The organism is Pseudarthrobacter woesei (assembly GCF_055412745.1).
Genome location: NZ_JBVAYU010000014.1, coordinates 37,083 through 62,892, shown reverse-complemented (window position 1 = coordinate 62,892; position 25,810 = coordinate 37,083). Strand labels below are relative to the sequence as shown.

Genomic DNA, 25,810 nt, shown 5'->3' with positions numbered 1-25,810 from the left:
GAAGCACGACGACGGCGCCACTCACCTTCCGGTGGGGGCGCCGTCGTCGTTCCACCTCGATGAGGACCGGGCGGCCGTCATGTGCCGACGGCCAGGGCACGCGCGGCGAAGATTATTTCGGCGTGGACCGATCAGTACCTCGACGCCTGAACGCGGCGGCGAGGGGGCGCCTCCGGACCTCGGGCTCCACGGGAGTCTTGCCGGGCTGGACCTGGCGGGCGCCCCACCCGGTCCTCTTGTTGGCCGGCCGCGTCTTGAGGTCCTGCTCCCGGATCGCCGCCCAGGCGGCGCAGAGCACGTAGACCTGACTGACCAGGTTGAACCAGATCAGCAGGCCGATGATGATGGCGAAGGGTGCCAGGATGGGGTTTTTGCCCGCACTGGCCAGCAGCTGGGTGCTGAAGATCTGCAGCACGGTGGTGCCCACCGCGGCGAGGAATGTGCCTTCCAGCAGTGAACGCCGGGCCAGCTTCAGCCCCGCGGCAACCCGAAACATGATCACAGCGGTGGCCCAGCCGAGCAGCAGCGGCACAACAATCTTGACGGCGGTCGTCAGGGGGCCCGCCAGCAGGGGATCGAGGCTCAGCTGCCCGGTCACCCAGCCCGCCGCCGTACCGAACACCAAAGAGGCTCCCGAGCTGATGATCAGGGCCACGCCAAGCAGCAGGAGGGTGCCGGCGTCGCGCAGTATCTGCAGGACCGGATTCAGCCCACGCGGTCCGAGCTGCATCATGCCCCGCACACCGTCGCGGATGCCGCTGATCCAGCCCAGGGCCGTGAACACCGTCACCGCAGCGGCGATCACGGCGGCCCAGCCGAGGCTGGAGGGGTTCAGCAGCTCGAAGGGATCAACCAGGCCCTCGCTGCCGTCGACTTTGAGGAGGCCGGGCGCGGCCGCGGCCACACTTTTGATGATTTGATCCAGCAACGCCGGCTGCCCGCGCAGAAAGAGGCCGGCCAGGGAGAAACCGGTGGCCAACAAACCCGTGATGGAGAAAAACATCCTGAAGCCGATACCTGCGCTCATCAGCGGGCCGTGCTGGAGGTTGTAGTGCTGGAAGGCACGCATCGGCAACATCGTGTTGAGCCGGGCCAAGAGCCACGGCACCATGGCCATGAGAGCCGCCGGCCCTCCGCCGCCGGAGCGCCGGGCCCTGCCCCAGTCGACCCTCTTCCGGATCACTTCCAGTTTCAGCCCGGCCAGATCGGTGGGACGCGGAGGCTCAGCGGGCGCCTGTTGCGGCGATTGGGCCGCCGTCGTCGTCGTTGGGTTCGATACCAAAGTCAAGCTCTTCCCGTAGCTGCCAAATGCCGTTGTCGTCGTGCTCGTAGAGTCCCATGCTAGCGACAGGGAACGTGGCCCTGTAATCCTTCAGTACCGCTTCGGCTTCATCGAGGCTTTCCGGGGCCACATCGTGGGCAACGGTGACATGCGGGTGATACGCAAAAGGAAGTTCACGTTCCAGCGGCCCGGTCTGCAGCTGCCGGTGCAGGCTCACACAGTCCCCGAAGCCGTCTTCGACGTTCAGGAACACCACCGGGGACACCGGGCGGAAGGACCCGGTGCCGGCGATGGTCACAGTGAACGGCTCCTGCCTGCGCGCGATGTCGCGGACGTGGCTCCGCGTCGCTTCCCAGTCCTGGGTCATCGTGGTGGTCACGAGCGTGATGTGGGCCGGGACAACGCCGGCCATGGGATCCCCGAAAGACGCCCGCCAGCGCCGGAGTTCCGCTGCGATCCCCGTCGGGAACCCGAGAATCACGCCGATGCTGATGCCTTCGCCGCGCTGTCCGTTCTCCGAGCGGGAATCCGGAGCGGCGTTGCTGCGCACCCCGGCGGTGGTGCGTGCCGGCTCGTGAGCGGTGACTTTGCTGACGGAGGACATCTCTCTAGCGGGCTCCGTGGCTTCCGGCGTAGGGCAGGAAACCCACCTTGGCGTAGACATCGCGGAGGGTGGTGGAGGCGATCTCCCGGGCCTTGTCCGCGCCGAGGGCCAGCAGGCGGTCCAGCTCGGCGGGATCAGCCAGCAACTCGTTGGCGCGGTCCCGGATCGGCGTCAGCCGCTCGGCCACGACGCCGGCCAGATCCACCTTGAGGTGGCCGTACATCTTGCCTTCGTAGGCTGCGACGAGCGACTCGACGCTCTGCCCGGTGATAGCGGAGTAGATGGTCAGGAGGTTGGACACGCCCGGCTTGGCTTCGCGGTCAAAGCGGATCTCCGTCTCCGCGTCGGTGACGGCGGACTTGATCCGTTTCGCGATGACTTTGGGCTCGTCCAGCAGATTGATGAGCCCGGCGGGCGACTCGGCCGACTTGGACATCTTGGCCGTGGGGTTCTGCAGGTCGTAGATCTTCGCCGATTCCTTCTGGATGAAGGGCTTCGGAACCGTGAACGTCTCGCCGAAGCGGGTGTTGAAGCGCTGGGCCAGGTCACGGCTGAGCTCCACATGCTGGCGCTGGTCCTCGCCCACCGGCACGCCGTGCGGCTGGTAGAGCAGGATATCCGCGGCCTGCAGCACCGGGTAGGTAAACAGCCCGACGCTGGCATGGTCAGAGCCCTGCTTGTGGGCCTTGTCCTTGAACTGGGTCATCCGGGAGGCCTCACCGAAGCCCGTGATGCAGTTGAGGACCCAGGCCAGCTGGGCGTGCTCGGGCACCTGGGACTGGACGAAGAGGGTGCATTTGTCCACGTCTACTCCGCCGGCGATGTACTGCGCGGCCGTGACCCGGGTGCGGTGGGCCAGTTCTTTCGGATCCTGCGGCACGGTGATCGCGTGGAGATCCGGGATGAAGAAGATCGCGTCGTACTCGTCCTGCATCCGGACCCAGTTCACCAGGGCGCCGAGGTAGTTGCCAAGGTGCAGGGAATCTGCGGAGGGCTGCATGCCCGAGAGGATGCGCTGCCGGACACCGGTGACCGGGACCGGCGTCGAGGCGTCCGGTGCGGCGTCGGCGTCAGTCACAGTGGAAGAGGAGGTCATTCGTGGAAGCCTTAAGACTAGAGCCGGTAGTCCACTACCAGCGGGGCGTGGTCGGAGAAGCGTGTGTCCCAGGACGGTGCCCGGTCAACAACGGCGGACACCGCGGCAGCAGCGAGGGCGGGCGTGGCCATCTGGTAGTCAATGCGCCAGCCGGTGTCGTTGTCGAAGGCCTGGCCCCGTTGCGACCACCAGGTGTAGGGTCCGTCGATGTGTCCCGCCAGGCCTCTGTGGACATCCTTCCAGCCGATTTCCTCGCCGAAGAAGCGGTCGAAGTACGCGCGCTCCTCCGGCAGGAAGCCTGCACGTTTGACGTTGCCCTTCCAGTTCTTGATATCCAGCTCGGTGTGGCCGACATTAAGGTCGCCCACCACGAGGGCATGATCGCTGTGCTTGGCCAGCTCGGGCAGCCGGTTGACCATGACGTCGAGGAAACGGAACTTGTCGTCCTGCTTGGGGGTGCCGGCCTCGCCGGAGTGCACGTAGGCGCTGACGACCGTCAGCTGCGAGGCTTCGCCCTCCGCGTTGCGCACGCTGTAGTCGGCTTCGACCCAGCGGCCGGCGGTGGCGAAGTAGTTATCGCCAATGCCCACCCGGGTGGCCAGGGGCTCTTCCCGGGAGGCGATGGCGACGCCGGCGCGGCCCTTGGCCTCGGCTTCGGCGTGCAGGATGTACCAGCCCTCGCCGAACAGTTCCTGGACGATCGCGTCAGGCGCGCGGACTTCCTGCAGACAGAGGATATCCACATCGCGTGGCCCCAGCCACTCCGCCATGCCCTTCTTGTAGGCGGCGCGAAGGCCATTGACGTTGACTGATGCGATGCGAAGGTGGTCCTTCTTCAATGCCGAGCTCACCCGATCCACTCTAGTCGACGATGGTCCCGGAGACGGGTTCGTCCGTGCCGCCGGAGGACTTGATCATGTCCCGGGCGTTGGTGGCCGTGATTTCGATGGTCTCCAGCGCCCGGCGGATGGTGTCCTGGTCCGAGTCCCCGCCCTTGGCGCGCTCCTGCTCCACGACGCGGACCTGCACCTGGACGATCTTGAAGGAGTGGTCCAGTTTGAGGTCGCGGACCTCGTCAGCGTCACGACGGACCTCCGTCCGGCGGGTGCCGCCGGCATCGGTGCTTACCGACGACGGCGCGCGGCCGGCCGCCGCGTTGAAGGCGTTCTGCGCCTCGGTGAGCTTGGCGCCGGCCTTCTTGGCGGCCTTCTGGATGCTGAAGACGACGAAGGCTGCCAGGGCGAGCCAGAAGCCGGCGATGATCGCCACGACCCAGCCGACGACGTCGTTCTGGTTGGCTGCAAAGATGACGGCGACGACGAACGCGATGACGAAGAGCATCATCCCGGGCCCGCTGATCCGGAGCATGGAGAACTTGCCCGTGGCGGAGTTGGACGGGGACGGTTTGGAAGGGTTGCCCAAAGATTGCATGAGCCTATTATCGCAAATCCCCGCCGCACCCCGGGCCGCTTCCACCCGGGGCGAACGATTCCGCGCGGCCAATCCGAACTGGCTAGCAGCAGGGGTCGTTCTGAGCGCTCAAAACGGCCCCTGCTGCTACCTAGTTGGGGTCCCGAAGTCCCTACTTGAGGAACAGCGTGCGGAGCCGTCCGGTGGTGAGCAGCAGGCCGAGGGCGATCATCACGAGGTAGTAGCCGATGTGCAGCGCCGTTGCCGGGGTGAACACGCCGACGCTGATCTGGCGCAGTAGCTCCACACCGTGCCAGAGAGGCATTGCCTGGATGAGCCACTGAATGTACTGCGGGTACACGGTCAGCGGGTAGAAGGTGGCGCTGAACAGGAACATCGGCAGCATCACGAAGTTGATCCAGTCCATCTGCTGGAACGTCTTCATGAAGCTCGTAATGCCCATGCCGAAGCTCGCGAAGCCGAAGGCGATCAGCACCGCGGCCGGGATCATCAGGATGGACCACGGCGTGGTGATCAGCCCCATCACGCCCATCACCGCGGTGAAACCGGTGGCGTACATCAGGCCGCGCAGCAGGGCCAGGAAGATTTCGCCCATGGCCACGTCCAGCGGGCCCAGCGAGGTGTAGAGCATGCCCTGGTAGAGCTTGGCGAAATTCATCTTGAAGAAGACGTTCCAGGTGGAATCGTAGACGGCACCGTTCATCGCCGACACGGCCAGCAGCGCCGGGGCGATGTAGGCAGCGTAGGAAATCTCCCCGCCGCCGGGCCCCTGCACCGTGCCCACGATCGCGCCCAGGCCAACGCCCATCGAGACCAGGTACAGCACCGGTTCGAAGAAGCCCGAGAGCATAACCATCCAGTTGCTGCTCTTGGTGGCCATCAGCCCGCGGGCGACGACGGCGCGGACGTTGCGGGAGTACAGGGGTCCGAAGTGCCGGTTGCGGGCGGCCTCCGTGACGCTGTGGCTTTGGGTGACCGCGCTCATCCGCCCATCCTCTTTACGAACTGGCGCTTGGTCAGAACCCAGCCGGCGACGGTGAGTGCCAGCAGGAACACAAGGTGCGCGGCGGTCAACAGCGGGGCTTCCTGGTAGCCGTAGCTGAGCACCCGGCCCAGCTCAGTCCCGTGCCAGATCGGGGAGATCCAGCCGATCCACCGCACGGCGAGCGGCAGGGTGTCCAGCGGGAAGAAGGTGCCGGAAAACAGGAACAGCGGCGTCACGATGAAGCGCATGACCATGGCGAACTGGCCTTTGTCTTCCTTGATGGAAGCCGCGTAGGCCATCAGCGGCAGGCCAAAGGACAGCCCGGCAAGGGTTGCGACGAGGATTGAGGCCCAGCCCCAGGCGCTCGGGGACGCCCCGAACAATGCCACGACGGCGAAGTAGATGGCCGACTGCAGAAAGAAACGGATCGTGACGGCGATGATCTGGCCGAGCGCAATCTGTTCCGGCGTCAGCGGCGAGGCATGTGGGCCATAGTAGACCCGGCGCCACTTGAAGCCGTCCATGACCGGGAAGGTGAACTCGTTGGCGGCCGTCATGACCGCGGCGGAGATCAGCAGCGCCGGGGCGATGAAGGTCAGGTAGCTGACGCCGCCGAAGATCGAGGTGCTGTTGGTGTCCACGAGCGTGGCAAGGCCGACGCCCATCGCAAACAGGTAGGCGACCGGCTGCCCAACGCCGTACATGATGATGGTCCAGCTGTAGCCTTTCATCACCCGCAGGACCTGCTCGGCGTAGTAGAAGGCCCCCCATTTCCGCGCCTTCGCCGCGGAAATCTCCGGCGAGTGCGCCCGCAGGGTGGGGGCCGCCGTCGTGGTGTCCGCCGCCCCGATAACCGCGTGCGCCGGTTGCCCTGAAGGCTTAGTCAACGAGGCTCCTGCCGGTCAGGCGCAGGAAGACATCTTCCAGCGAGGAGCGGCGCACCAGCGACGTCACGGGGCGCAGTCCGCGGGCGGAGACCTCTTCGAGGGCGGCCTCGCCGTCGTGCGCGTAAATCAGGACGCGGTCCGGCAGGGTTTCCACCCGTTCGCCGATGCCTTCGAGTTCGGTGCCGACGGTGGCGTTGCGTTCCGAGCCGAAGCGCAGTTCCAGGACCTCGCGGGTGGAGTACTCGCGGATCAGGCTGGCGGGCGAGCCCTCGGCCATGATCCTGCCTTTGTCCACCACGATCAGGCGGTCGCAGAGCTGCTCGGCCTCGTCCATGTAGTGGGTGGTGAGGATCAGGGTGACGCCCTGCTCCTTGAGCCGGAATAACCGGTCCCAGAGGATGTGCCGGGCCTGCGGGTCCAGCCCCGTGGTGGGTTCATCCAGCAGCAGGATCCTGGGCTCGTTGATGAGGGAGCGCGCGATGGTGAGCCGGCGCTTCATGCCGCCGGAGAGCGCGTCAACCTTGGATTTGGCCTTGTCCGTGAGCTGGGCGAACTCGAGCAGTTCGTCGGCTTTGGGCTTGAGGTAGCTCATCGGCAGGCCGAAGTAGCGGCCGTAGACCAGCAGGTTGTCCCGGACCTTGAGTTCCTCGTCCAGGTTGTCCTGCTGCGGGACGACGCCCAGGTGCGCGCGGACTTCCGGACCGTTCTGGTCGGGGTCCAGGCCCATGATGCTGAGGCTTCCGGAGGTCCGCTGGGACACGCCGCCGATCATCTTCATGGTGGTGGATTTGCCTGCGCCGTTGGGGCCGAGCAGGCCGAACGCCTCACCGGCGGGCACGGAGAACGAGATGCCGTCGACGGCGACCACATCGCCGTAGCGTTTGGTCAGGTTCTCGGCGGTGATGACATATTGCGGCGAGCCGGTTGCGGAGGGGCTGCTCAACGGAGCTTCCTTCGGTGACGATTCCTTGACAGAGGATTCTTTCGATACGAGTTCAGGCACCCGAATCACGGTAGTGGATCCCCGCAAACTATGAAAGAGTCTTTTCGGAAAAATCCAGACGTTTGCCATTCCGTTACGTCGGGGGCGTGGCGGGGGGCTTAATTGCGTCAGGGCGCCACTTCCTGAAGTGGCGCCCTTCGGCCGGAGACTCAGGCGTTGGCGGCGGTGCGTCCTTCTGCGAGATGGCGTTCCGCGGTTTCCACAACGTTGGCCAGCAGCATGGCGCGGGTCATGGGGCCCACTCCCCCGGGGTTCGGGGAGAGCCATGCGGCGACGCCGGCCGCGGCGGGGTCCACGTCACCGGTGACCACGGCCTTGCCGGAGCCGTCATCGACGCGGCTGACGCCGACGTCGAGCACGATTGCACCCGGTTTGAGGTCCGCGGCCTTGATCATGTGCGGCTGGCCGGCCGCGGCGATCACGACGTCGGCCTGCCGGAGTTCGGCGGGCAGGTCAACCGTGCCGGTGTGGGCCAGGATGACGGTGGCGTTGACGTCCTTGCGGGTGAGCAGCAGGCCCACCGGCCGGCCGATGGTGACGCCGCGTCCCACCACGAGCACCCGCTTGCCGTTGAGGCTGATGCCGTGCCGGGTGAGCAGTTCCACGCAGCCCTTGGGCGTGCAGGGCAGCGGGGACTTCATGGGGCCGCTGACGTTGGCCACGAGCCGGCCGAGGTTCATCGGGTGCAGGCCGTCGGCGTCCTTGTCGGGGTCCATGGCCTCGAGGATGACGTCCTGGTCGATGTGCGCCGGCAGCGGGAGCTGGATGATGTAGCCGGTGCATTCCGGGTTCCCGTTGAGCTCCCGGACCACGGCCAGAAGCTCCTCCTGGCTGGTGTCCTCCGGCAGGTCGCGCCGGATGGAGGTGATGCCCACCTCGGCGCAGTCCTTGTGCTTGCCGCCCACGTACCAGGTGCTGCCCGGGTCGGAGCCCACCAGGATGGTGCCCAGGCCCGGGACGATGCCCTTGGTCTTGAGAACGGCGACTCGTTCGGTCAGTTCGGCCTTGATCGCGCCGGCGGCGGCCTTGCCGTCGAGGATCCGGGCGGTGTGGTCGCTGTTTGACGTCGCCATGCCGGCGGTTTCCGTCGTCATCCGTTTACCACTGCTCGTGCTGCGGGTACAGCGGGAAGTCTGCGGCGAGTTTGTCCACGCGGGCCTGCAGTGCCTCGACGTTGGTGGCGGAGCCGGCCTTCAGGGCGGCGGCGATGATCTCCGCGACCTCGGTGAACTCCTCGGCGCCGAAGCCCCGCGTGGCCAGGGCCGGGGTGCCGATGCGCAGGCCGGAGGTGACCATCGGCGGGCGCGGGTCGAACGGAACGGCGTTGCGGTTGACCGTGATGCCCACCGAGTGCAGGAGGTCTTCTGCCTGCTGGCCGTCGAGCTGGGAGTTGCGCAGGTCCACCAGGACCAGGTGCACGTCGGTGCCGCCGGTGAGGACGGAGACGCCGGCGTCGGACACATCGGCCTGGTTGAGGCGGTCGGCGATGATCCGGGCGCCTTCCAGGACGCGCTCCTGGCGTTCCTTGAATTCCTCGGTGCCGGCGATCTTGAAGGCCACGGCCTTGGCGGCGATGACGTGCATGAGCGGTCCGCCCTGCTGGCCGGGGAAGACGTTGGAATTGATCTTTTTGGCCCATTCCTTCTTGGCCAGGATCACTCCGGAGCGGGGACCCGCGAGGGTCTTGTGCACGGTGGAGGTGACGACGTCGGAGTGCGGCACCGGGCTGGGGTGCAGGCCGGCGGCCACGAGGCCGGCGAAGTGCGCCATATCGGTCCACAGCAGGGCGCCGACCTCGTCCGCGATCGAGCGGAAGGCGGCGAAGTCGAGGTGGCGCGGGTAGGCGGACCAGCCGGCGATGATGACCTGCGGCTTCTCGGCGATGGCCTGCTCGCGCAGCTTGTCCATGTCGATCCGGAAGTTGTCTGCCTCGACCTGGTAGGCGGCTACCTGGTAGAGCTTGCCGGAGAAGTTCAGCTTCATGCCGTGGGTCAGGTGGCCGCCGTGGGCCAGCGACAGGCCCAGGATCTTATCCCCCGGGGTGATCATGGCGGACAGCGCGGCGGCGTTGGCCTGCGCGCCGGAATGCGGCTGGACGTTGGCGTATTCGGCGCCGAAGAGCTCCTTGACCCGGTCGATCGCGAGCTGCTCGGCGATGTCGACGTATTCGCAGCCGCCGTAGTAGCGGCGGCCGGGATAGCCCTCGGCGTACTTGTTGGTCAGGACCGAGCCCTGGGCTTCCATGACCGCGCGCGGGGCGAAGTTTTCGGAGGCGATCATTTCCAGGGTGCCGCGCTGGCGGCCCAGCTCCTGGGCCAGGACGGCGGCGATTTCGGGATCGAGCTCGGCCAGTGGCTGATTGCTCACGGCGGCTGAGGTAAGGCTAACGGAAGTAGTCACGAAGAACTCCTGGCTTGGCAACGGGCACTGCATTTGAGGTCAGGTTACCGGCTGGCCCGCTGCGGCGCCCCTAGATTACGGCTCCCGAAGACGGGGCACGCACCAAAGGCCGGCACCCTCGTGGGGGTGCCGACGGCGGGCAGGCAGCTAGGCTGCCAACCGGCAAAACATGACCCTCGGCCCAGGCGTACGATCCGTGGTCTTCGTAGGTGCCGCTCCCTGGTGGTTAGCCACCCAACGCCAGTTGCGACCGTTTAAGACTACCCCAGCCGCTGGGTCCCGCACGGGTAGGCTGGTCATCGTGACTGACGACCAGCTGACTGCTTCCTACATCCTGACCCTCTCCTGCCCCGACCGGCCAGGCATCGTGCACGCCGTCGCCGGCGCGCTCCTCGTGGCGGGCGGCAACATTACGGACTCCCAGCAGTACGGCAGCCAAAGTACCGGCACCTTCTTCATGCGCGTCGAGGCCACGACGGCGGCCTCCCTGATTGAACTCCACGCGGCACTGGAGCCCGTGGCGCTGGCGTTCGGCATGCAGTGGAGCCTCAACCCGGCAGGCCGGAAGATCCGCACCCTGTTGATGGCGAGCACCTCGGCGCACTGCCTCAACGACCTGCTCTTCCTGCAGCGTTCCGGTACCTTGCCGATCGAGATCCCGGCCATTGTGTCCAACCACAAGGATCTTGCCGGCCTGGCCGAGTTCTACGGCATCCCCTTCCACCACATCCCGGTCACGCCGGGCACCAAGGTCCAGGCCGAGGACAAACTGCGGGCCCTGATGGCGGAGCACAACATCGAGCTGACGGTGCTGGCCCGGTACATGCAGATCATCTCCAACGAGCTCTGCGACGAGCTGACTGGCAAGGCCATCAACATCCATCACTCCTTCCTGCCGTCTTTCAAGGGCGCCAGGCCGTACCACCAGGCGCACGCCCGCGGCGTCAAGCTGGTCGGCGCCACGGCGCATTACGTCACGGCAGCCCTCGACGAGGGGCCCATCATCGAACAGGAAGTCATCCGGGTGGACCACCGGCGCACCGCCGAACAGTTCGTCCAGATGGGACGCGATGTGGAGGGCCGCACGCTCGCCCAGGCCGTGCAGTGGCATGCCGAGCACCGCGTACTGCTGGACGGCAACCGGACGGTTGTCTTTAACTAGGGCTATGGAACCTCTACAGGACGACCAGCTGGCGGAGTTCGTGGCCCTGCTCAAAGCGGAGGGCCGGCGTTCGGTGCTCGGCCTCGATTGCGGCCCGGGCTCGGACGGGCTGCGCTTCGTCCGGGCCGGCATCCATTTCACCGGCGTGGACCCGTCCGAGGAGAACATCCACTCTGCCCAGGCCCATGGCCTTGAGGCAACGGTGGCGCACGCCGTGTCGCTGCCTTTCGCAGACTCCGCTTTCCCGTCTGTGTGGGCGGTGGACGCCCTGGCGGGGCTGCCGCCGGAGCAGTGGGGCGATGTGGTCCGCGAATTGGGCCGGGTCACGGCGCCCGGCGGCCCAATCGCCGTCGTACTCCCCGAACCTGGCCTTCCCGAAATGGGCGAAGGCTTCACGGTCCTCCGCTCCCCCGCCTGAGCCGCTGCTCAGGGTCGGCGCACGCTGCGCATGTACCCGCCAAGGAAACCTCCGAGGATCAGCACGACGCCGCCCAGCCGGGCCAGGCGCACGCCCAAACGGTGACGGTCCCGGGTCCGCGCGGCCCAGGACGCCAGGAAGATGAGCGTGGCGACGAGGTTGGCTGCGGCGTGGACGACGCCGACGCGTTGGGTTGCGCGGTCGGCCCGGGCCCACTCGGCCCAGCCGCTCAGTCCGGTGGGACCGGCCGCGACGACGCCGAGCGCCACGAGCCGGGCGGCTGCCCGCCGGGAGCCTGCGTCCGGGAAAAGGTCCAGGAAGATCGCCATGAACCAGGCGCCAAAAGGCACGTCGGTGGCGATGACGTGCGGTGGAATGCCGGTGGCGTCGCCATGGAAGAAGCGCCGCAGCCGGGGCTTGGCCACGAGCCGGCCCGCGAGGGGGTCCGCGGCACGGACGGCCGGGTCGAGGCGGTCCGATTCCTCCAGCCGCCGCATCATTCGTCGGAACATCCCGTATTCAGTCACCACGGACCACCTCCCGGACAGCGCGTTTGTTGGCCCGATCCTACTCAGCCCGGGCCCCGTTCAACACCCCACCCAAGTAGCTCGCAGCAGGGGCCGTTCCGCGCGCCCAGAACGGCCCCTGCTGCGAGCTACTTGGGCAGGGATGTGTCCTAGGCTGGAGGCATGGCTCCCATCTATGCTTTCGCCGGCGACACCCCGGCCGTCCACCCCTCCGCCTTCATCGCCCCCACCGCCTCGGTGATCGGCAAGGCCACCCTGGCCGAGGACTCCAGTGCCTTCTACGGTGTCTCGGTCCGGGCGGACACCGCCGCGATCATGGTGGGTGCCGGCACCAACCTGCAGGACAACGTGGTTCTGCACGCGGATCCCGGTTTCCCCTGCACCGTCGGCGCCCGGGTCAGCGTTGGCCACAGCGCGGTGGTGCACGGCTGCACGGTCGAGGACGACTGCCTGATCGGTATGAGCGCCACGATCCTCAACGGCGCGGTGATCGGCGCCGGCTCCCTCATCGCCGCCGGCGCGGTGGTGCTCGAAGGGACCGTCGTGCCGCCCCGTTCGCTGGTGGCCGGCGTCCCCGCCAAGGTCCGGCGTGAACTGAGCGATGAGGAATTCGCCGGTGTGCAGCAGAACGCCGCGCACTACCAGGAGCTCGCGCGCGCCCACCGTGAATTGCACAACTGACCGGTTCCGGCGCCGGAACCTAGTCCAGCGGGATGGGACCCAGCTCGTCCAGTAGTTCCCCCGGACCCGGGTTGCCGGCCGACGACTGCCCGCCAAGATGGTTGACGACGCCCCAGACCGCGTTCAGTCCGGTGGTGACGGCACCTTCAGCCCACCCCGCGGTGAAAGAGACGTCGTCCCCCGCGAGGAAGATCCCGCGCTGATCCTCCGGAAGCTTGTCCTGCTTGAAGTGGCTGAAGAGACGCTGCTGGTAGCGGTAGTGCCCCGGGAGGTTCGCCTTGAAGGCACCCATGAAGTTGGGGTCCGCTTCCCACGAGACGGTGATCGGCTGGCCGATGATGTGGCCGGCAATGTCCACGTCCGGATAGATCTGGGCGAGCGAGTGCAGCATCAGCTCAACCCGCTCGTCCGCGTCCAGGGACAGCCATTTCAGCGCATCGTCATTCCAGGTGTAGGAAAGCAGGATCACTGCCGGCTGGTCCGGTCCGTTGTCCAGCAGATACGTGGCACGGTTCAGCCGGTCCGTCAGCGTCATGGACAGGACCTCGCGGCCCGTCGTGGTATCGATATCCTTCCAGAAGGGCCGGTCCACCATCACGAAGGTTTTGGACGACTGCATGTAGTGGGAGCGCTCGATCGCGGTCCACAGCTCCGCGGGAAACAGCGATTCCTTGGTGTGGATGCGGGTGGACAGGAGCCACGACTGGCACGTGGTGACGACGGCGGGGAACGCGGACTCGCGGCCCCAGCGTTCCCGGATGTGGAAGTCGCCGCTCCCCTCACGCGCGATCCGGTCCACGGCGCCGCGCGGCGCACCGGCGTGCAGCGACGCCAGGGACGTCCCGGCCGGCCAGTGGGCCAGGCCCGACGGCGCGTGCTGCCAGAGCGCCTCGGGGAGCCGTTGCGCCCCGCCGGCAATAAGCCGGTGCGCATCGTCGGCGTCGGTGTACACGACGCGGAGGATTTCAAGGATGGAGTTGGGGAAGTCCGTGTCCCAGCCGCCGGTCCCGAATCCCACCTGGCCGAACGCCTCGCGGTGGGCGAAACCCGCCTCCTTGAAGGAGTCGCTGCCGGCGATGAAACCGTAGAAGGTCTGCTCGTCCAGCAGCGGCAGGAGAGCGTTCCAGAGCTCCTTGATCCGGGCGGTGTCCCGGGCGCGGATGGCGGCCTGCATCTCGGTGAACATGGCGCCGTCGTTGACGGCAGCCTTCCACGCGTCCGCGACTTCACGGAAGAACGGCGGCAGGTCCGCCGGGGTGCGGGCATAGTATTTCTGGCCCGCGAGCTCGATCACCGTGCTGGAGGTTGCCGCCGCCAGCGGGTTGGGGAACTCCTGGGTCTCCAGCCCCAGCAGCTCCACGTAGTGATAGAAAGCCTTGCCGGAGACCGGGAAGCGCATCCCGCCGAGGTCCGCGACCACGCCGGGGGCGGAGGGGAAACCCGCCGTCCGCAGGCGCCCGCCGATCTGGTCCGCCTCATAGATGACCGGGCGGAGGCCCAGCTTCATCAGTTCGTAGGCCGTGACGAGGCCGGAGAGCCCCGCGCCGACGATGGCAACTTCGGTCCCGTACATCGCAGGCGGGACCGAGCCCAGGCCTTCGGGACGGGCGAGGTAGTGGTCGTAGCTGAAGGGGAAGTCCGGATTCAGCATGGTGATGGGCGCTTCGGCGCCGGAGTCCGGCGTAGCCGGACCGGGGGCCGGCAGTTCTGTCGCGGTGGTCATGGGTGGCTTGCTTTCCTCGGTTCAGGGTTTGACGCGTCGGAACTGGACTCGTCGGTGTCGGATGTGGTGGTGCCGGACGGTCCGGCGCCGGATAGTTCACGGTATTCCTCGGAGCTCAGGGCCGCCACCCTCGAGTTACGGCGTCCGTAGCCGAAGTAGGCGGCGGCGCCCACGAGCATCCAGATGCCGAACGTCGCCCACGTGTCCGCCCCGAGGTTGGCCATCAGGTAGGCGCACATGAGGGCTCCCAGGATGGGGGTGAGCGGAAACAGCGGGACGCGGAAGGTTCGCTTGAGTTCCGGCCGCTTGCGGCGCAGATGGATGACGGCGACGTTGACCAGGGCGAAAGCGAAGAGGGTGCCAATGCTGGTGGCGTCCGCCAGCGCGCCGAGCGGAACCAGCCCGGCGGCCAGTGCCACCAGGATACCCACGATCAGGGTGCCGGCGACCGGGGTGCCGGTCCGCGGCGAGACCCGGCCGAAGATTTTGGGCATCATCCCGTCCCGGGCCATGGACAGCAGGATCCGGGTCTGACCGTAGAGGACGGTCAGCACGATGCTGGCGATGGCCAGGACGGCACCGATGGCGAAGACCAGGGCGATCCACGGTTGCCCGGTAGTCTCCTGCAGGATTTTCACGAGGGCGGCTTCGGTGCCGTCGAACCAGCCCCACGGCCGGGCCCCGATCGCCGCAACGGCGACGAGCACGTAGATGGTGGTGACGATCAGCATGGAGAGCATGATGGCCCTCGGCAGGTCCCGCTTGGGGTTGCGGGCTTCCTCCCCGGCCGTGGAGGCCGCGTCGAAGCCGATGTAGGAGAAGAACACGCTGGAAGCGGCGGCGGAAACACCGGCGGCACCCATGGGCAGAAGAGGCTCGAAGTTGCCGGCGTCGAAGGCCGTGAAGGCCACAGCGCAGAAGAAGACCAGAATTCCGACCTTGATCACCACGATGGCGGTGTTTATCCAGGCGCTTTCCTTGGCCCCTCGGACGAGCAGGATCATGGCAAGGAGCACAATGACCATGGCAGGGATGTTCAGAACACCGCCGTCGCCGGGCGGCTGCGAGACGGCGTCCGGGAGCGCGAGGCCGAAGACGCCCAGGGCTTCGTTGACGTATTGTCCTGCCCCGACTGCGACGGCTGCCACGGAGACGGCGTACTCCAGCACCAGGCACCAGCCGCAGATCCAGGCCATCCCTTCACCCATGGTCGCGTACGTGTAGGAGTAGCTGGAACCGGCGGCGGGCACCAGCCCGGCCATCTCCGCATAGGAGACGGCCGAGAGCAGCGCAGCGAGCCCGGCGATCGCGAAGGAAATCCAGATGGCCGGCCCGGCCAGCGGCACCGATTCGCCCAGGATGACCAGGATGCCGGTGCCGAGGGTGGCGCCGACGCTGATCATCGTCAGCTGCAGGACGCCGAAGCTGCGGACCAGCCGTGTCCCGCCGTGGCCCGTTTCGGCCTCGCTGACCAGCTGGCCGATCGGCTTGCGGCGGAGCAGCTGCGCGGTCAGGCCGGGACGGCCCGTGGTGGCCGGCGGCCGTTCTCCAATAAGAGTTGGCACAGTCATCGTTGACGTCCGTTCTTCAGTAGTGGTCGTTTTCCCCGCGTCCAGCCTAGGCGTGTGAGCCACCTCTCACGGTTGTGCAAAATGACCTATAGTCTTCAGTCATGAGACTTTATGCACTCCGGCTCCAGGTCCGGGACGCCTGTGGTGCCCGTGGCTGCTGACGGCTCCGAGCGGCTCGGTTTCGTCTCTCTGGCGCAGTTCCTGCGCCAGCTGCCGCCGGAGCTGACGGTCCTTCACGACGGCGGCAACGGGGCGGAGCGGCTTCGCTGGGTGGAGCCGAGCGAGCTGGAGGACCCCACTCCGTACCTGCTCGACGGCGAGTTCCTGCTCACGGCCGGCCTGCCGTTCCTCGGCGCGGGCGGCCACGAGGATCTGGTGGACGCCTATGTGCAGCGGCTCGTCGGGGCGCGCGTGGGGGCACTCGGCTTCGGCCTGGAGCCATACTTCGGCGCAGTACCGGACGCCGTCGTCCGGGCCTGCAGGCGGCACGGCCTGACCCTCGTGGCGGTCCCGAAGACCGTCCCGTTCGCAGCCGTCGGCCTGGAGTTCTCGCAGCTGCTGGAATCCGAGAACGCCACAACGTTCCGGCGGCTGGCGGACACCAACAGGCAGCTCATGCGCGCAGTGCTGTCGGCGCGGCCGGAACACGAGCTCCTGGCCGCACTCGTGCAGCGGGTCCCGGTCTGGGCGGTGCTCGTCGGTGCCGACGGACGCGTGCGTGCCCGCGGCACCGCCGGCACCCCCGGCACCGGCGGCACGGCCGAAGGAATTGACGCGGCAATGCTGGCGCCTCTCCTGGCGAGGTTGCTGACCGGCAGCGGACCGCGCGTGGAGATGGATTCGTTCGATACGGCCGGCTCGTCGCTGGTCTTCGGGTACCCCCTGCGCAGCACCCGCGACGCCAATCTGGGGGCTCTGGTCCTTGGCACGGATGCGCCGCTGACGCCGGCGCAGAACAGCGTCGTCTCGACCGCCGTCGGACTCCTGGAACTGCTGGTGCGGCAGCGCACCAGCGGGTCGCTGGCCCCCAGCCAGCTCGCCACCGCACTGCTGCTGCATCCGGAAAGCCTGGCATCGGGAGGCACACGCCATATCAACGGGCTCAAGGACCTGCTGGCGCAGAGCGTCTCCTCCACCCGGTCCGGACAATTGCGCGTGGTGCAGGGGATCCGGCCGGTTCCGGCCGGGAACAGGGATCACCCGGCCGGCACCGCCCACTCCGGCAGCACCGGCCGCTCCGGCGACAGCCCCGTCAGGGAGCTGCTGGACTGGCGCAGGATGTTTGACACCAAACTCGTGGAGATCACCGACTACGGCTTCGCCGCTGTCACCAGGCTGAAGGTTGATGATGCCCTGCTGAGCGATGTTGAGCGGCTCGGCTGGCGCCTCGTGATCGGGAGCGCCACCGATTTCGACGGCCTGGCCGGGGCTTACCAGCTGAATTCGTCCCTTCGCGCCCGCGTTCGGGCGGGCGGGCACAGCGTCCGGGTGGACGACGTGCAGTGGTCCGTGACGGGGCTGCTCGGCAAGGAGGCCGGGGCCATGCTGGCCGCGCGGCTGTTGGCACCCGTGCTGTCCCTGGAACCGGAGCGACGGGACACCCTGCTGGGCATTCTCCGTGCCTGGCTCGGCGCGAACGGCAGCTGGGATTCGACGGCGAAAGCCACAGGCCTTCACCGCAACAGCATCCGCCGGCAGATCGGCGTGCTCTCGGAACTGCTGGGGACTGACCTCAACCGGGCGCAGGCCCGTGCGGAGTTCTGGATCGCGTTGCAGTACACGGACGGGTTGTCCGCAGTGCCGTCGGCGGGACCGGACGCGCCGGGCTCCGGCGCCGTTCAGCCGCCCCAGGAGCGGTAGACCTCCGGCCGCACGTCGTCCAGATACGCCACTTCCTGGCCGGGTTTTCCGTCCCCCGGCGCCGGCAGCTCGGCGAACAGCAGCTCGGCCCCGGTTCCGGCCGCCGCCAGCAGCGAGCCATCCGGACCGGCCACGACGCTGCCGCCCAGGAAATCGCAGCCGTCCTCGGTCCCGGCGTGGTTGGCGTACGCCACCGTCAGGTGGTTCTCCAGCGCCCGCGCCCTCACCAGCACCTGCGGTACGGCGTCAAACCCCTCGGCGAGGGCAGTCGGGACGAGCAGCAGTTCGGCACCGCGGACTGCGGCGGCACGAACGATCTCGGGAAACTCAATGTCATAACAAATCACCATTGACGTCCTGACTCCTTTGAAGTCAACGACGGCGGGAGCAGCGGCCGCCGCCGAGAAGGCCTGCCGCTCCTCGGGGCCGAAGAGATGGACTTTGGCGTAGCTGAGCAGTTCAGTGCCGCTCTCTTCGACCAGGGTTGCAGTGATCTGCCACTCGCCCGCGGCCGTGACGGCGGGGAGGCTGTAGACCAGGGCAATGCCGTTCCTGCGGGCGATCTCCGCGAGGGTCTGCCGAATGGAGGACAGCATGCCAGGGTCCAGCTCCGCCCGCAGCCGGAGCGGGGCGTACCCGACGGGGAACAGTTCCGGGGTGAGGAGCAGCTGGGCGCCGGCCGCGGCAGCCTTCTGCGCGGCGCCATCCACCGCCCCACAATTGACGTCCACATCCAGCACGGCGGCGTTCGCCTGCATCAGGGCCAGCAGCACCAGAACCACCTCAGCATCTTGGGGAATCGTCCGTCTTTGGCCGGCGGACTCTCGTTCCTCCAGCGTAGCCACGCTGCGCACTCGCCGTCCTTGTGCAATTCCGCCCGACTGCGGCGCCAACAGGACGGAATGCCCTACCCTCCCCGGCGGACACGACGGCGTGCGTACCGGCGGCCACGACGGCGGCCACGGCGGCGGCCACGGCGGCGTGCCTACCGGCGGACACGCGGGCGTGCCTACTGGCGGACACGCGGGCTGACACGCGGGCGTGCGTACCGGCAACCCTTCCGGCGGACTTCCCGATCCGCCTTGCGTTAACTTCTTGACTACAAGCCCGGAATGCGTCACGCTTCATTTCATGCCCTCACCAACGCGCTCAGCGAGGAGCCGAACCAAAAACCCCGGATCACAATCCGCACTCCGGCATCTGAACCAACAGCGGATCATCGAATGCCTTCTGGCCGGCCCGTCCACACAGGCAGAACTGGCACGTCAGACCGGCCTCTCCACCGCCACGGTCTCCAACATCGTCAAGATCATGCAGGACGCCGGGCTGGCGTCCACCGAGCCGATAACCAGCTCCGGACGGCGCGCCCTGAACGTCCGGCTCAACAGCAACGGGGCCGTCGCCGTCGGAATCGACTTCGGACGCCGGCACCTGCGCGTGGTCCTTGCCTCGCTCAGCTACCACGTGATCGCCGAGGAATCCGTCCTGCTTCCCCTGGGCCACCACGCCGAGGAGGGCATCACCGCCGCCGTCGGAGTGCTGGACCGGCTTCTGGCGGACAGCGGCGTCGAACGCAGCGCCCTGGTGGGCGCCGGCGTCGGCATCCCGGGCCCCATCGACCGCCGCACGGGAACCGTGGCACAGGGCGCCATCCTGCCCGAATGGGTGGGCATCAACATCCTGCATCGCCTGGAAGAAGCCCTGGATCTCCCTGTCTTCGTGGACAACGACGCCAATCTGGGCGCACTGTCCGAGGTTACGTGGGGACCGCACAGCGGCATCAGCAACCTGATGTTCCTCAAGATCGGTTCGGGCATCGGCGCCGGCCTGATTCTCAACGGAATACCGTACTACGGCAACGTCGGAATCACCGGCGAAATCGGCCACGCCACCATCCACGAACACGGACTCATCTGCCGCTGCGGGAATAGAGGCTGCCTGGAAACCATCGCCTCTACCACCACCATGATCGAGCTCCTGAGCCGGGGCGAGGACAAGCCCCTGACGCCGGAGGACATCGTCCGCAAGGCCCTCGCCAAGGACTCCGCAACCCTGCGCGTGGTGGACGATGCCGGCCTCGCCGTCGGCCGCGCACTGGGCAACGTGGCAAACCTGATCAACCCCGAGGTGATTGTGGTGGGTGGCCCGCTTGCCGGACTGGGAGAGCTCCTCCTGGACCCGATCAGGAGAGGGCTGGTCCGTCACGCGGTGCCCGTCATTGGCGAGACCACCACGCTCACGATGTCGTCGCTGGGTGGCCGGGCGGAGGCCCTGGGGGCCACCTCGCTGGTCTTCCAGCACGCCGGAATCCGGCGCGACTAGGATATTCGTTACCGGCCCGTTGCGTTAAAGACTTGACGACAAGCCCTGTGATCCAGTTTACTTTTCCATCAGACGGCCCTGCGGTTTGCAGGGGCCGGACAACGAAGTCATGTATTGGAGGCGTAAGGGCAGATGACGTCCCTCAACACGCACAGCGATCCGATAATTCTCGAGATGCGCTCCATCACCAAAGAGTTCCCCGGCGTTAAAGCCTTGTCCGAAGTGAGCCTGCGGGTGAAGGCCGGTGAGATCCACGCCATCTGCGGGGAAAACGGTGCCGGCAAGTCCACCCTGATGAAGGTGCTCTCGGGCGTTTACCCCTTCGGCAGCTACACCGGGGACATCGTCTACCAGGCGGAAGTCCAGGAGTTCAAGGACATCCGGGCCAGCGAACACGCCGGAATTGTGATCATCCACCAGGAGCTCGCGCTCATCCCGGAACTGTCCATCATGGAGAACATCTTCCTCGGCAACGAGCCCACCAAGCGCGGCGTGATCGACTGGGCCCAGGCCCGGACCCGCTCCACCGAGCTGCTGGCCAGGGTGGGCCTCCGCGAGGATCCCGAAACCCCGGTGAAGGAAATCGGCGTCGGCAAGCAGCAGCTGGTCGAAATCGCCAAAGCGCTCAACAAGTCGGTGAAGCTCCTGATCCTGGACGAGCCCACGGCCGCGCTCAACGAATCCGACTCCCAGCACCTGCTGGACCTGATGCTCGGCCTCAAGGGCCGCGGCATCACCTGCATCATCATTTCCCACAAGCTCAACGAGATCGAGCAGATCGCGGACTCCATCACCATCATCCGCGACGGCAAAGCGATCGAGACGCTCGACGTCAAGGCCGACGGAGTCGACGAAGACCGCATCATCAAGGGCATGGTGGGCCGGACGCTGGAATCCCGGTTCCCGGACCACGAGCCCAAGATCGGCGAGGTCTTCTTCGAGGTGAAGGGCTGGAATGTGGGCCATCCGCAGATCCAGGACCGCCTGGTCTGCAAGAACTCGAACTTCTTCGTCCGCCGCGGCGAAATCGTCGGCTTCGCTGGTCTGATGGGCGCCGGACGCACCGAGCTCGCCCGCTCCGTCTTCGGCCGCTCGTACGGCCGCTTCATCTCCGGGCATGTCTACAAGGACGGCAAGGAGATCCACCTTCGCAACGTCAAGCAGGCGATCGACGCCAAACTGGGCTACGTCACTGAGGACCGCAAGTCCCTGGGACTGAACCTTCTGGACGACATCAAGGCCACCACTGTCTCCGCCGCGCTGAAGAAGATCAGCAAGCACAATGTCGTGGACGCCAACCAGGAATTCACCATCGCGGAGCAGTACCGCAAATCGCTGCGGACCAAGGCTCCGTCCGTGGAGGAGGGGGTCGCCAAGCTCTCCGGCGGGAACCAGCAGAAGGTGGTGCTGGCGAAGTGGATGTTCACCGACCCGGACCTGCTGATCCTGGACGAGCCCACCCGCGGGATCGACGTCGGCGCCAAGTATGAAATCTATGGGATTATCCAGCAGCTGGCCAACCAGGGAAAGGGCGTCATCGTCATCTCCTCGGAACTGCCCGAGCTGCTGGGCCTTTCGGACCGCATCTACACCATCTTCGAGGGCGCCATCACCGGTGTGCTCGACAAGGACGAAGCCAGCCAGGAAAGCCTCATGAAACTGATGACTTCGGCCCGCAAGACCGCCTGACCCTCTGGGATTATCCAGAACACTCCGATCACTGACGGAAACAAGGACTGAAACAATGAACGCGCTCAAGAAGCTCTTTGGCGGAAACACCCGCCAATTCGGCATGATCTTCGCCCTGGTTGCGCTGATCGTCTTCTTCCAGATTTTCACAGAGGGCCGCACGCTCACCCCGGGCAACGTCATCAACCTCTTCAATGGCAACTCTTACATCCTGATCCTTGCGATCGGTATGGTCCTTGTGATCATCGCCGGCCACATCGATCTGTCCGTCGGCTCGGTAGCGGCTTTTGTGGGCGTCAGCGTGGCGCTCATGATCCGTGACTGGGGCATCCCGTGGTATCTCGGCGTCCTGTTCGGGCTGCTCCTGGGCGTCCTGATTGGGGCGTGGCAGGGGTTCTGGACGGCGTATGTCGGCATTCCGGCGTTCATCGTGACGCTGGCTGGCATGCTCCTCTTCCGCGGCTTCAACCAGTTTGTCGGCAAGTCCAACACCATCCCGGTCCCCGCCGACTTCCAGTACATCGGGTCCGGCTACCTGCCTGAATTCGGCCCGAACACCGGTTACAACAACCTGACGGTCCTGCTCGGCCTGGCCGGCGTGGCCTTCGTGGTCTTCAGCGAGATTCGCTCCCGCCGGAACGCCAAGGCTCTGGGTGCCGAGGTTCCCGAGACCTGGGTAACCATCACCAAACTGGTCCTGATCTGCGGCGCCATCCTCTACGCCACGTACCTGTTCGCGACCGGCCGCCCGGGCACGTCCTTCCCGATCCCGGGCCTCATCCTCGCCGTCCTGGTGATCATTTACGGCTTCATCTCCTCCAAGACCATCATCGGCCGCCACATCTACGCAGTCGGTGGCAACCGGCACGCCGCCGAGCTGTCCGGCGTGCAGTCCAAGAAGGTCAACTTCCTGGTCATGATGAACATGTCGATCCTCGCCGGCCTCGCCGGCATGATCTTCGTCGGCCGCTCCACCGCTTCCGGCCCGTTCGACGGCGTCGGCTGGGAACTCGACGCCATCGCCGCTGTCTTCATCGGCGGCGCCGCAGTGACCGGCGGCGTGGGCACCGTGATCGGTTCGATCGTCGGTGGCCTCGTGATGGCCGTGCTTAACAACGGCCTGCAGCTCCTCGGCGTCGGCGCCGACCTCACCCAGATCATCAAGGGCCTGGTGCTCCTGATCGCCGTCGCCTTCGATGTCTACAACAAGACCCAGGGCAAGAAGTCGATCATCGGCATGATGATGAAGAACTTCGGCCGGAGCAACGAGGTCAAGCCCGACGAGGTCACGTCCACCAAAGAGGTCATCGCCAAGGGAGCCTAACCGCTTCCCTGGTCCACCTCCCCAAGATTCTCCGCACACCCTCTATAGAAAGTGAACCAAGCAATGCAACTGATTGGTAAAGCAGGAAAGGCAGCAGCAATCGCTGCTATTGCGGCACTGGCGCTGACAGCCTGCGGCCGTTCCGATACCGGAACATCCGGCGGTTCCACCACCGGCGGCGAGGCGTTCCCGAAGAGCTCATCGATCGGCGTCGCCCTCCCGCAGAAGACCAGCGAAAACTGGGTCCTGGCGGAGAAGCTGTTCAACGACGGGCTCAACGGCGCCGGTTTCAAGGCTGATGTGCAGTTCGCCAACGGCGGCGTCTCAGAGCAGCAGAACCAGATCAGCGCCATGGTCACCAAGGGTGCCAAGGTCATCATCGTCGGTGCCATCGACGGTGCGCAGCTGGGCACCCAGCTCAAGCAGGCCAAGGACTCCGGCGCCACGATCATCGCGTATGACCGCCTGCTCCTGAACACCGAGAACGTGGACTACTACGTGGCCTACGACAACTTCAAGGTCGGTGTCCTCCAGGGCCAGGCGCTGCTGGACGGAATGAAGGCCAAGAAGGCCTCCGGTCCGTACAACATCGAACTGTTCGCAGGTTCCCCGGATGACGCCAACGCGAAGGTCTTCTTCGACGGCGCCATGAGCATCCTGAAGCCGAAGATCGACGACGGCACCCTCAAGGTGCTGTCCGGCCAGACATCCTTCGAGCAGGCAGTCACCCAGGGCTGGAAGGCAGAGAACGCCCAGCGTCGTGCCGACACCCTGCTGACCGGCAGCTACGGCAGCGCAACCCTGGACGGTGTACTGTCCCCGAATGACACGCTGGCCCGCGCAGTCCTGACCTCGGTCAAGGCCGCCGGCAAGCCGCTTCCGGTCATCACCGGGCAGGACTCCGAGGTTGAATCCGTCAAGTCAATCCTCGCCGGTGAGCAGTACTCCACCATCAACAAGGACACCCGCAAGCTCGTTGAGCACGCAATCACCATGGTCAAGGACATCCAGGCAGGCAAGAAGCCCGAGATCAACGATGACAAGTCCTACAACAATAAGGTCAAGACCGTTCCGGCATACCTGCTGGAGCCGGTCATCGTGACGAAGCAAAACGTCAAGACGGCCTACGCCGACGATCCGGTACTCGGCCCGCTGACGAAGTAGTTCCGGCTACAGGAACGACCGCTTGAGGCGCTAAGCCCGGGCAGCACGAGAGCCCCGGCTCCCCCGCAAGGGAGGGCCGGGGCTCTTTTTTGTGCCCTGCGGGCCGCCGCGGGACCGGCCGCGGTGCCGCGCAGGAACCCTTCACAGCGGATCCACAGCTTGGCCGGGACGCTCGCACAGCAGCCCGTACGAAGGTGGGAGCAGCCGCCGGCAAATCCGTCCGGTCTGAGATCCTAGGAGTCCCGTGAGCGTCCTTGCCCGCAGTGTAGGCAACGCTTTGAGAAACAAGGTCCGATCCGCGGCGGTGGTGGCCGTCCTGGCCGTGGCCATCGGCCTCGCCCTCGCCATGTTGGTGGCCAACCAGGCCGTGGCCGGGAAGGTCTCCGAACTCAATGCCTCGATAGGCACCGTCCTGACAGTCACTCCGGCCGGCGGCCAGGGCTTCGAAGGCGGCGGCGAACCGCTGACCGCCGAACAGGCTGCGACGGCGGCGTCAGTGCCGAACGTCCGCACCGTCGTCGGAACCAAGGCGCTGCGCCTGCGCAACGCCACCGCCGCGGCCCAGACGGGACAGGCCGGTCCCGGCGGGGCGGGCGGTCCCGGCGGGCAGTCAGCCACCTCGGTGACCACGAGCCTCACGGCCGCCGTCGACGCCGGTACCCTCGGCGCCCGCAACCAGGCCGCCACCGGGTCCACCGGGACCGGCACCGCCGCGCCGTCGTTCTCGCTCCCTGTCACGGCCACGGGCATCGGCGCGGAGGTCGACGCCACAGGCAAGGCCCTGGAGCTGACGCAGGGCACGGGGCTGGGCGACTACACCGCCGCCTCGACCGGCGCGCTGCTGGGCACGACGCTGGCCGAAAAGAACGGCCTGTCCCTGGGCTCGACGTTCACCATCAAGGACCAGAGCTTCACCGTGACGGGCCTGTTCGACGCCGGCACGGCCTTCGGCAACAACGCCCTCTACCTCACGCTCTCCACCGCCCAGACCCTCGCGGACCTCCCCGGCGAGCTGTCCACGATGGTGGTCACGGTCAACAGCATGGACAACGTCGATGCTGCGAAGACGGCCCTGCAGTCCGCGCTCGGATCGGACAAAGCCGATGTCAGCCAGGGCCAGCCGAACCTCCAGACCGCCGTCAGCTCGCTGGGCAGCGTCAAGAACATCTCCTTCATCGCATTTGTTGCCGCGCTGGCCACCGCCGGCCTGATCATCCTCCTGATCATGATCATTCTGGTCCGCGAGCGCCGCCGTGAGATCGGTGTGCTCAAGGCGATCGGCGCCCCCAACCGCACCATCGGCCTCCAATTCGGGCTGGAGGCGCTGGTGCTCGTCGCGATGGGCAGCGTGGTGGGCGCCGCTGTCGCGTCCTTCGCCAGCGGCGGGATCGCCTCTGCCCTGATCAGCTCCAACACCACGACGGCGGCCACCACCGGCCAGCGCGGCCCCGGCGCGGGCTTCCCCGGCGGTGTTCCCGGCGCGGGCTTCCCCGGCGGTGTTCCCGGCGGAGGCCCCTTTGGCGGAGCCAACCAGCTGCTGACCTCGGTGACCGCGAGCGCCTCCCCCGGCGTGGTTGCTGCCGGCATCGCCGCGGTGTTCGGCGTCGCCATCATCGGTGCCCTGGTTCCCTCCCTGCTGACAGCCCGCATCCGTCCCATCGAAGTCCTCCGAGGAGATTAG

Annotated in this window: 23 protein-coding genes and 1 riboswitch; of the genes, 9 read left to right on the top strand and 14 right to left on the bottom strand. The window is 66.7% G+C overall.

Going from position 1 to position 25,810, the window contains the following annotated elements:
- Nucleotides 1–112: 112 nt before the first annotated feature.
- The 10 genes from ACZYZE_RS16615 to glyA form a co-directional block, all read right to left on the bottom strand.
- Entirely contained in the window at nt 113–1,117 is a 1,005-nt protein-coding gene (locus ACZYZE_RS16615; RefSeq protein WP_463908977.1) for a YihY/virulence factor BrkB family protein, read from the bottom strand.
- Nucleotides 1,118–1,223: 106 nt separating this feature from the next.
- Nucleotides 1,224–1,886, bottom strand: a complete 663-nt coding sequence (locus ACZYZE_RS16610; RefSeq protein ID WP_459318280.1) for a 2'-5' RNA ligase family protein — start codon at nt 1,884–1,886, stop codon at nt 1,224–1,226.
- A gap of 4 nt (nt 1,887–1,890) precedes the next feature.
- Nucleotides 1,891–2,982: a tryptophan--tRNA ligase gene (trpS, locus tag ACZYZE_RS16605; protein WP_459318279.1), complete on the bottom strand. Its 1,092-nt coding sequence runs from the start codon at nt 2,980–2,982 to the stop codon at nt 1,891–1,893.
- Between the two features lie 17 nt (nt 2,983–2,999).
- On the bottom strand, nt 3,000–3,833 hold the full coding sequence (locus ACZYZE_RS16600; RefSeq protein WP_459318278.1) for an exodeoxyribonuclease III: 834 nt from the start codon (nt 3,831–3,833) through the stop codon (nt 3,000–3,002).
- A gap of 10 nt (nt 3,834–3,843) precedes the next feature.
- Nucleotides 3,844–4,413 (bottom strand): hypothetical protein, encoded by a 570-nt coding sequence (locus tag ACZYZE_RS16595; RefSeq protein ID WP_459318277.1) that lies wholly within the window; start codon nt 4,411–4,413, stop codon nt 3,844–3,846.
- Nucleotides 4,414–4,564: 151 nt separating this feature from the next.
- Nucleotides 4,565–5,398 (bottom strand): ABC transporter permease, encoded by an 834-nt coding sequence (locus ACZYZE_RS16590; protein WP_459318276.1) that lies wholly within the window; start codon nt 5,396–5,398, stop codon nt 4,565–4,567.
- The gene (locus ACZYZE_RS16585; protein WP_463908975.1) at nt 5,395–6,249 is read right to left on the bottom strand and encodes an ABC transporter permease; all 855 of its coding nucleotides are present in this window, start codon (nt 6,247–6,249) and stop codon (nt 5,395–5,397) included. The genes ACZYZE_RS16590 and ACZYZE_RS16585 overlap by 4 nt, the downstream gene beginning before the upstream one ends.
- 28 nt (nt 6,250–6,277) lie before the next feature.
- Nucleotides 6,278–7,228, bottom strand: coding sequence for an ABC transporter ATP-binding protein (locus tag ACZYZE_RS16580; RefSeq protein ID WP_459318275.1), 951 nt, complete (start codon nt 7,226–7,228; stop codon nt 6,278–6,280).
- 209 nt (nt 7,229–7,437) lie between these two features.
- On the bottom strand, nt 7,438–8,361 hold the full coding sequence (locus ACZYZE_RS16575; protein WP_463908974.1) for a bifunctional methylenetetrahydrofolate dehydrogenase/methenyltetrahydrofolate cyclohydrolase: 924 nt from the start codon (nt 8,359–8,361) through the stop codon (nt 7,438–7,440).
- A gap of 25 nt (nt 8,362–8,386) precedes the next feature.
- Nucleotides 8,387–9,721, bottom strand: coding sequence for a serine hydroxymethyltransferase (gene glyA / locus ACZYZE_RS16570; protein ID WP_459318274.1), 1,335 nt, complete (start codon nt 9,719–9,721; stop codon nt 8,387–8,389).
- Between the two features lie 139 nt (nt 9,722–9,860).
- Nucleotides 9,861–9,946, bottom strand: a riboswitch (ZMP/ZTP riboswitch).
- 43 nt (nt 9,947–9,989) lie between these two features.
- Here glyA and purU point away from each other — a divergent pair.
- Both purU and ACZYZE_RS16560 read left to right on the top strand, forming a co-directional pair.
- Complete coding sequence (purU, locus tag ACZYZE_RS16565) at nt 9,990–10,850, top strand: formyltetrahydrofolate deformylase (protein WP_459318273.1); 861 nt, start codon at nt 9,990–9,992, stop codon at nt 10,848–10,850.
- A gap of 4 nt (nt 10,851–10,854) precedes the next feature.
- Nucleotides 10,855–11,268 carry a class I SAM-dependent methyltransferase gene (locus ACZYZE_RS16560; protein WP_463908946.1) on the top strand — a complete coding sequence of 138 codons (414 nt, stop codon included), beginning with the start codon at nt 10,855–10,857 and terminating at the stop codon, nt 11,266–11,268.
- A gap of 8 nt (nt 11,269–11,276) precedes the next feature.
- Here ACZYZE_RS16560 and ACZYZE_RS16555 read toward each other — a convergent pair whose 3' ends face one another.
- Entirely contained in the window at nt 11,277–11,795 is a 519-nt protein-coding gene (locus ACZYZE_RS16555; protein ID WP_459318271.1) for a DUF2231 domain-containing protein, read from the bottom strand.
- 162 nt (nt 11,796–11,957) lie between these two features.
- On the opposite strand from ACZYZE_RS16555, the gene ACZYZE_RS16550 reads away from it, so the two are divergent.
- Nucleotides 11,958–12,476, top strand: coding sequence for a gamma carbonic anhydrase family protein (locus tag ACZYZE_RS16550; protein ID WP_459318270.1), 519 nt, complete (start codon nt 11,958–11,960; stop codon nt 12,474–12,476).
- 19 nt (nt 12,477–12,495) lie between these two features.
- Here ACZYZE_RS16550 and ACZYZE_RS16545 read toward each other — a convergent pair whose 3' ends face one another.
- Nucleotides 12,496–14,199, bottom strand: coding sequence for a flavin monoamine oxidase family protein (locus tag ACZYZE_RS16545; RefSeq protein ID WP_463908944.1), 1,704 nt, complete (start codon nt 14,197–14,199; stop codon nt 12,496–12,498).
- Entirely contained in the window at nt 14,196–15,770 is a 1,575-nt protein-coding gene (locus ACZYZE_RS16540; protein ID WP_459318268.1) for an amino acid permease, read from the bottom strand. The genes ACZYZE_RS16545 and ACZYZE_RS16540 overlap by 4 nt, the downstream gene beginning before the upstream one ends.
- 111 nt (nt 15,771–15,881) lie before the next feature.
- On the opposite strand from ACZYZE_RS16540, the gene ACZYZE_RS16535 reads away from it, so the two are divergent.
- The gene (locus ACZYZE_RS16535; RefSeq protein WP_463908942.1) at nt 15,882–17,630 is read left to right on the top strand and encodes a PucR family transcriptional regulator; all 1,749 of its coding nucleotides are present in this window, start codon (nt 15,882–15,884) and stop codon (nt 17,628–17,630) included.
- On the opposite strand, the gene ACZYZE_RS16530 is transcribed toward ACZYZE_RS16535, so the two are convergent.
- The gene (locus ACZYZE_RS16530; RefSeq protein WP_463908972.1) at nt 17,609–18,388 is read right to left on the bottom strand and encodes a nitrilase-related carbon-nitrogen hydrolase; all 780 of its coding nucleotides are present in this window, start codon (nt 18,386–18,388) and stop codon (nt 17,609–17,611) included. The two genes, ACZYZE_RS16535 and ACZYZE_RS16530, sit on opposite strands and share 22 nt — an antisense overlap.
- A gap of 373 nt (nt 18,389–18,761) precedes the next feature.
- On the opposite strand from ACZYZE_RS16530, the gene ACZYZE_RS16525 reads away from it, so the two are divergent.
- The 5 genes from ACZYZE_RS16525 to ACZYZE_RS16505 all read left to right on the top strand — a co-directional run bounded on the left by ACZYZE_RS16525 (nt 18,762) and on the right by ACZYZE_RS16505 (nt 25,810).
- Nucleotides 18,762–19,952, top strand: coding sequence for an ROK family transcriptional regulator (locus tag ACZYZE_RS16525; RefSeq protein WP_459318266.1), 1,191 nt, complete (start codon nt 18,762–18,764; stop codon nt 19,950–19,952).
- A 132-nt stretch (nt 19,953–20,084) separates the two neighbouring features.
- The gene (gene mmsA / locus ACZYZE_RS16520) at nt 20,085–21,641 is read left to right on the top strand and encodes a multiple monosaccharide ABC transporter ATP-binding protein (RefSeq protein WP_459318265.1); all 1,557 of its coding nucleotides are present in this window, start codon (nt 20,085–20,087) and stop codon (nt 21,639–21,641) included.
- A gap of 55 nt (nt 21,642–21,696) precedes the next feature.
- The gene (gene mmsB / locus ACZYZE_RS16515; protein WP_459318264.1) at nt 21,697–22,965 is read left to right on the top strand and encodes a multiple monosaccharide ABC transporter permease; all 1,269 of its coding nucleotides are present in this window, start codon (nt 21,697–21,699) and stop codon (nt 22,963–22,965) included.
- 63 nt (nt 22,966–23,028) lie between these two features.
- On the top strand, nt 23,029–24,129 hold the full coding sequence (locus ACZYZE_RS16510; RefSeq protein WP_463908939.1) for a substrate-binding domain-containing protein: 1,101 nt from the start codon (nt 23,029–23,031) through the stop codon (nt 24,127–24,129).
- Between the two features lie 244 nt (nt 24,130–24,373).
- Entirely contained in the window at nt 24,374–25,810 is a 1,437-nt protein-coding gene (locus tag ACZYZE_RS16505; protein ID WP_463908937.1) for an ABC transporter permease, read from the top strand.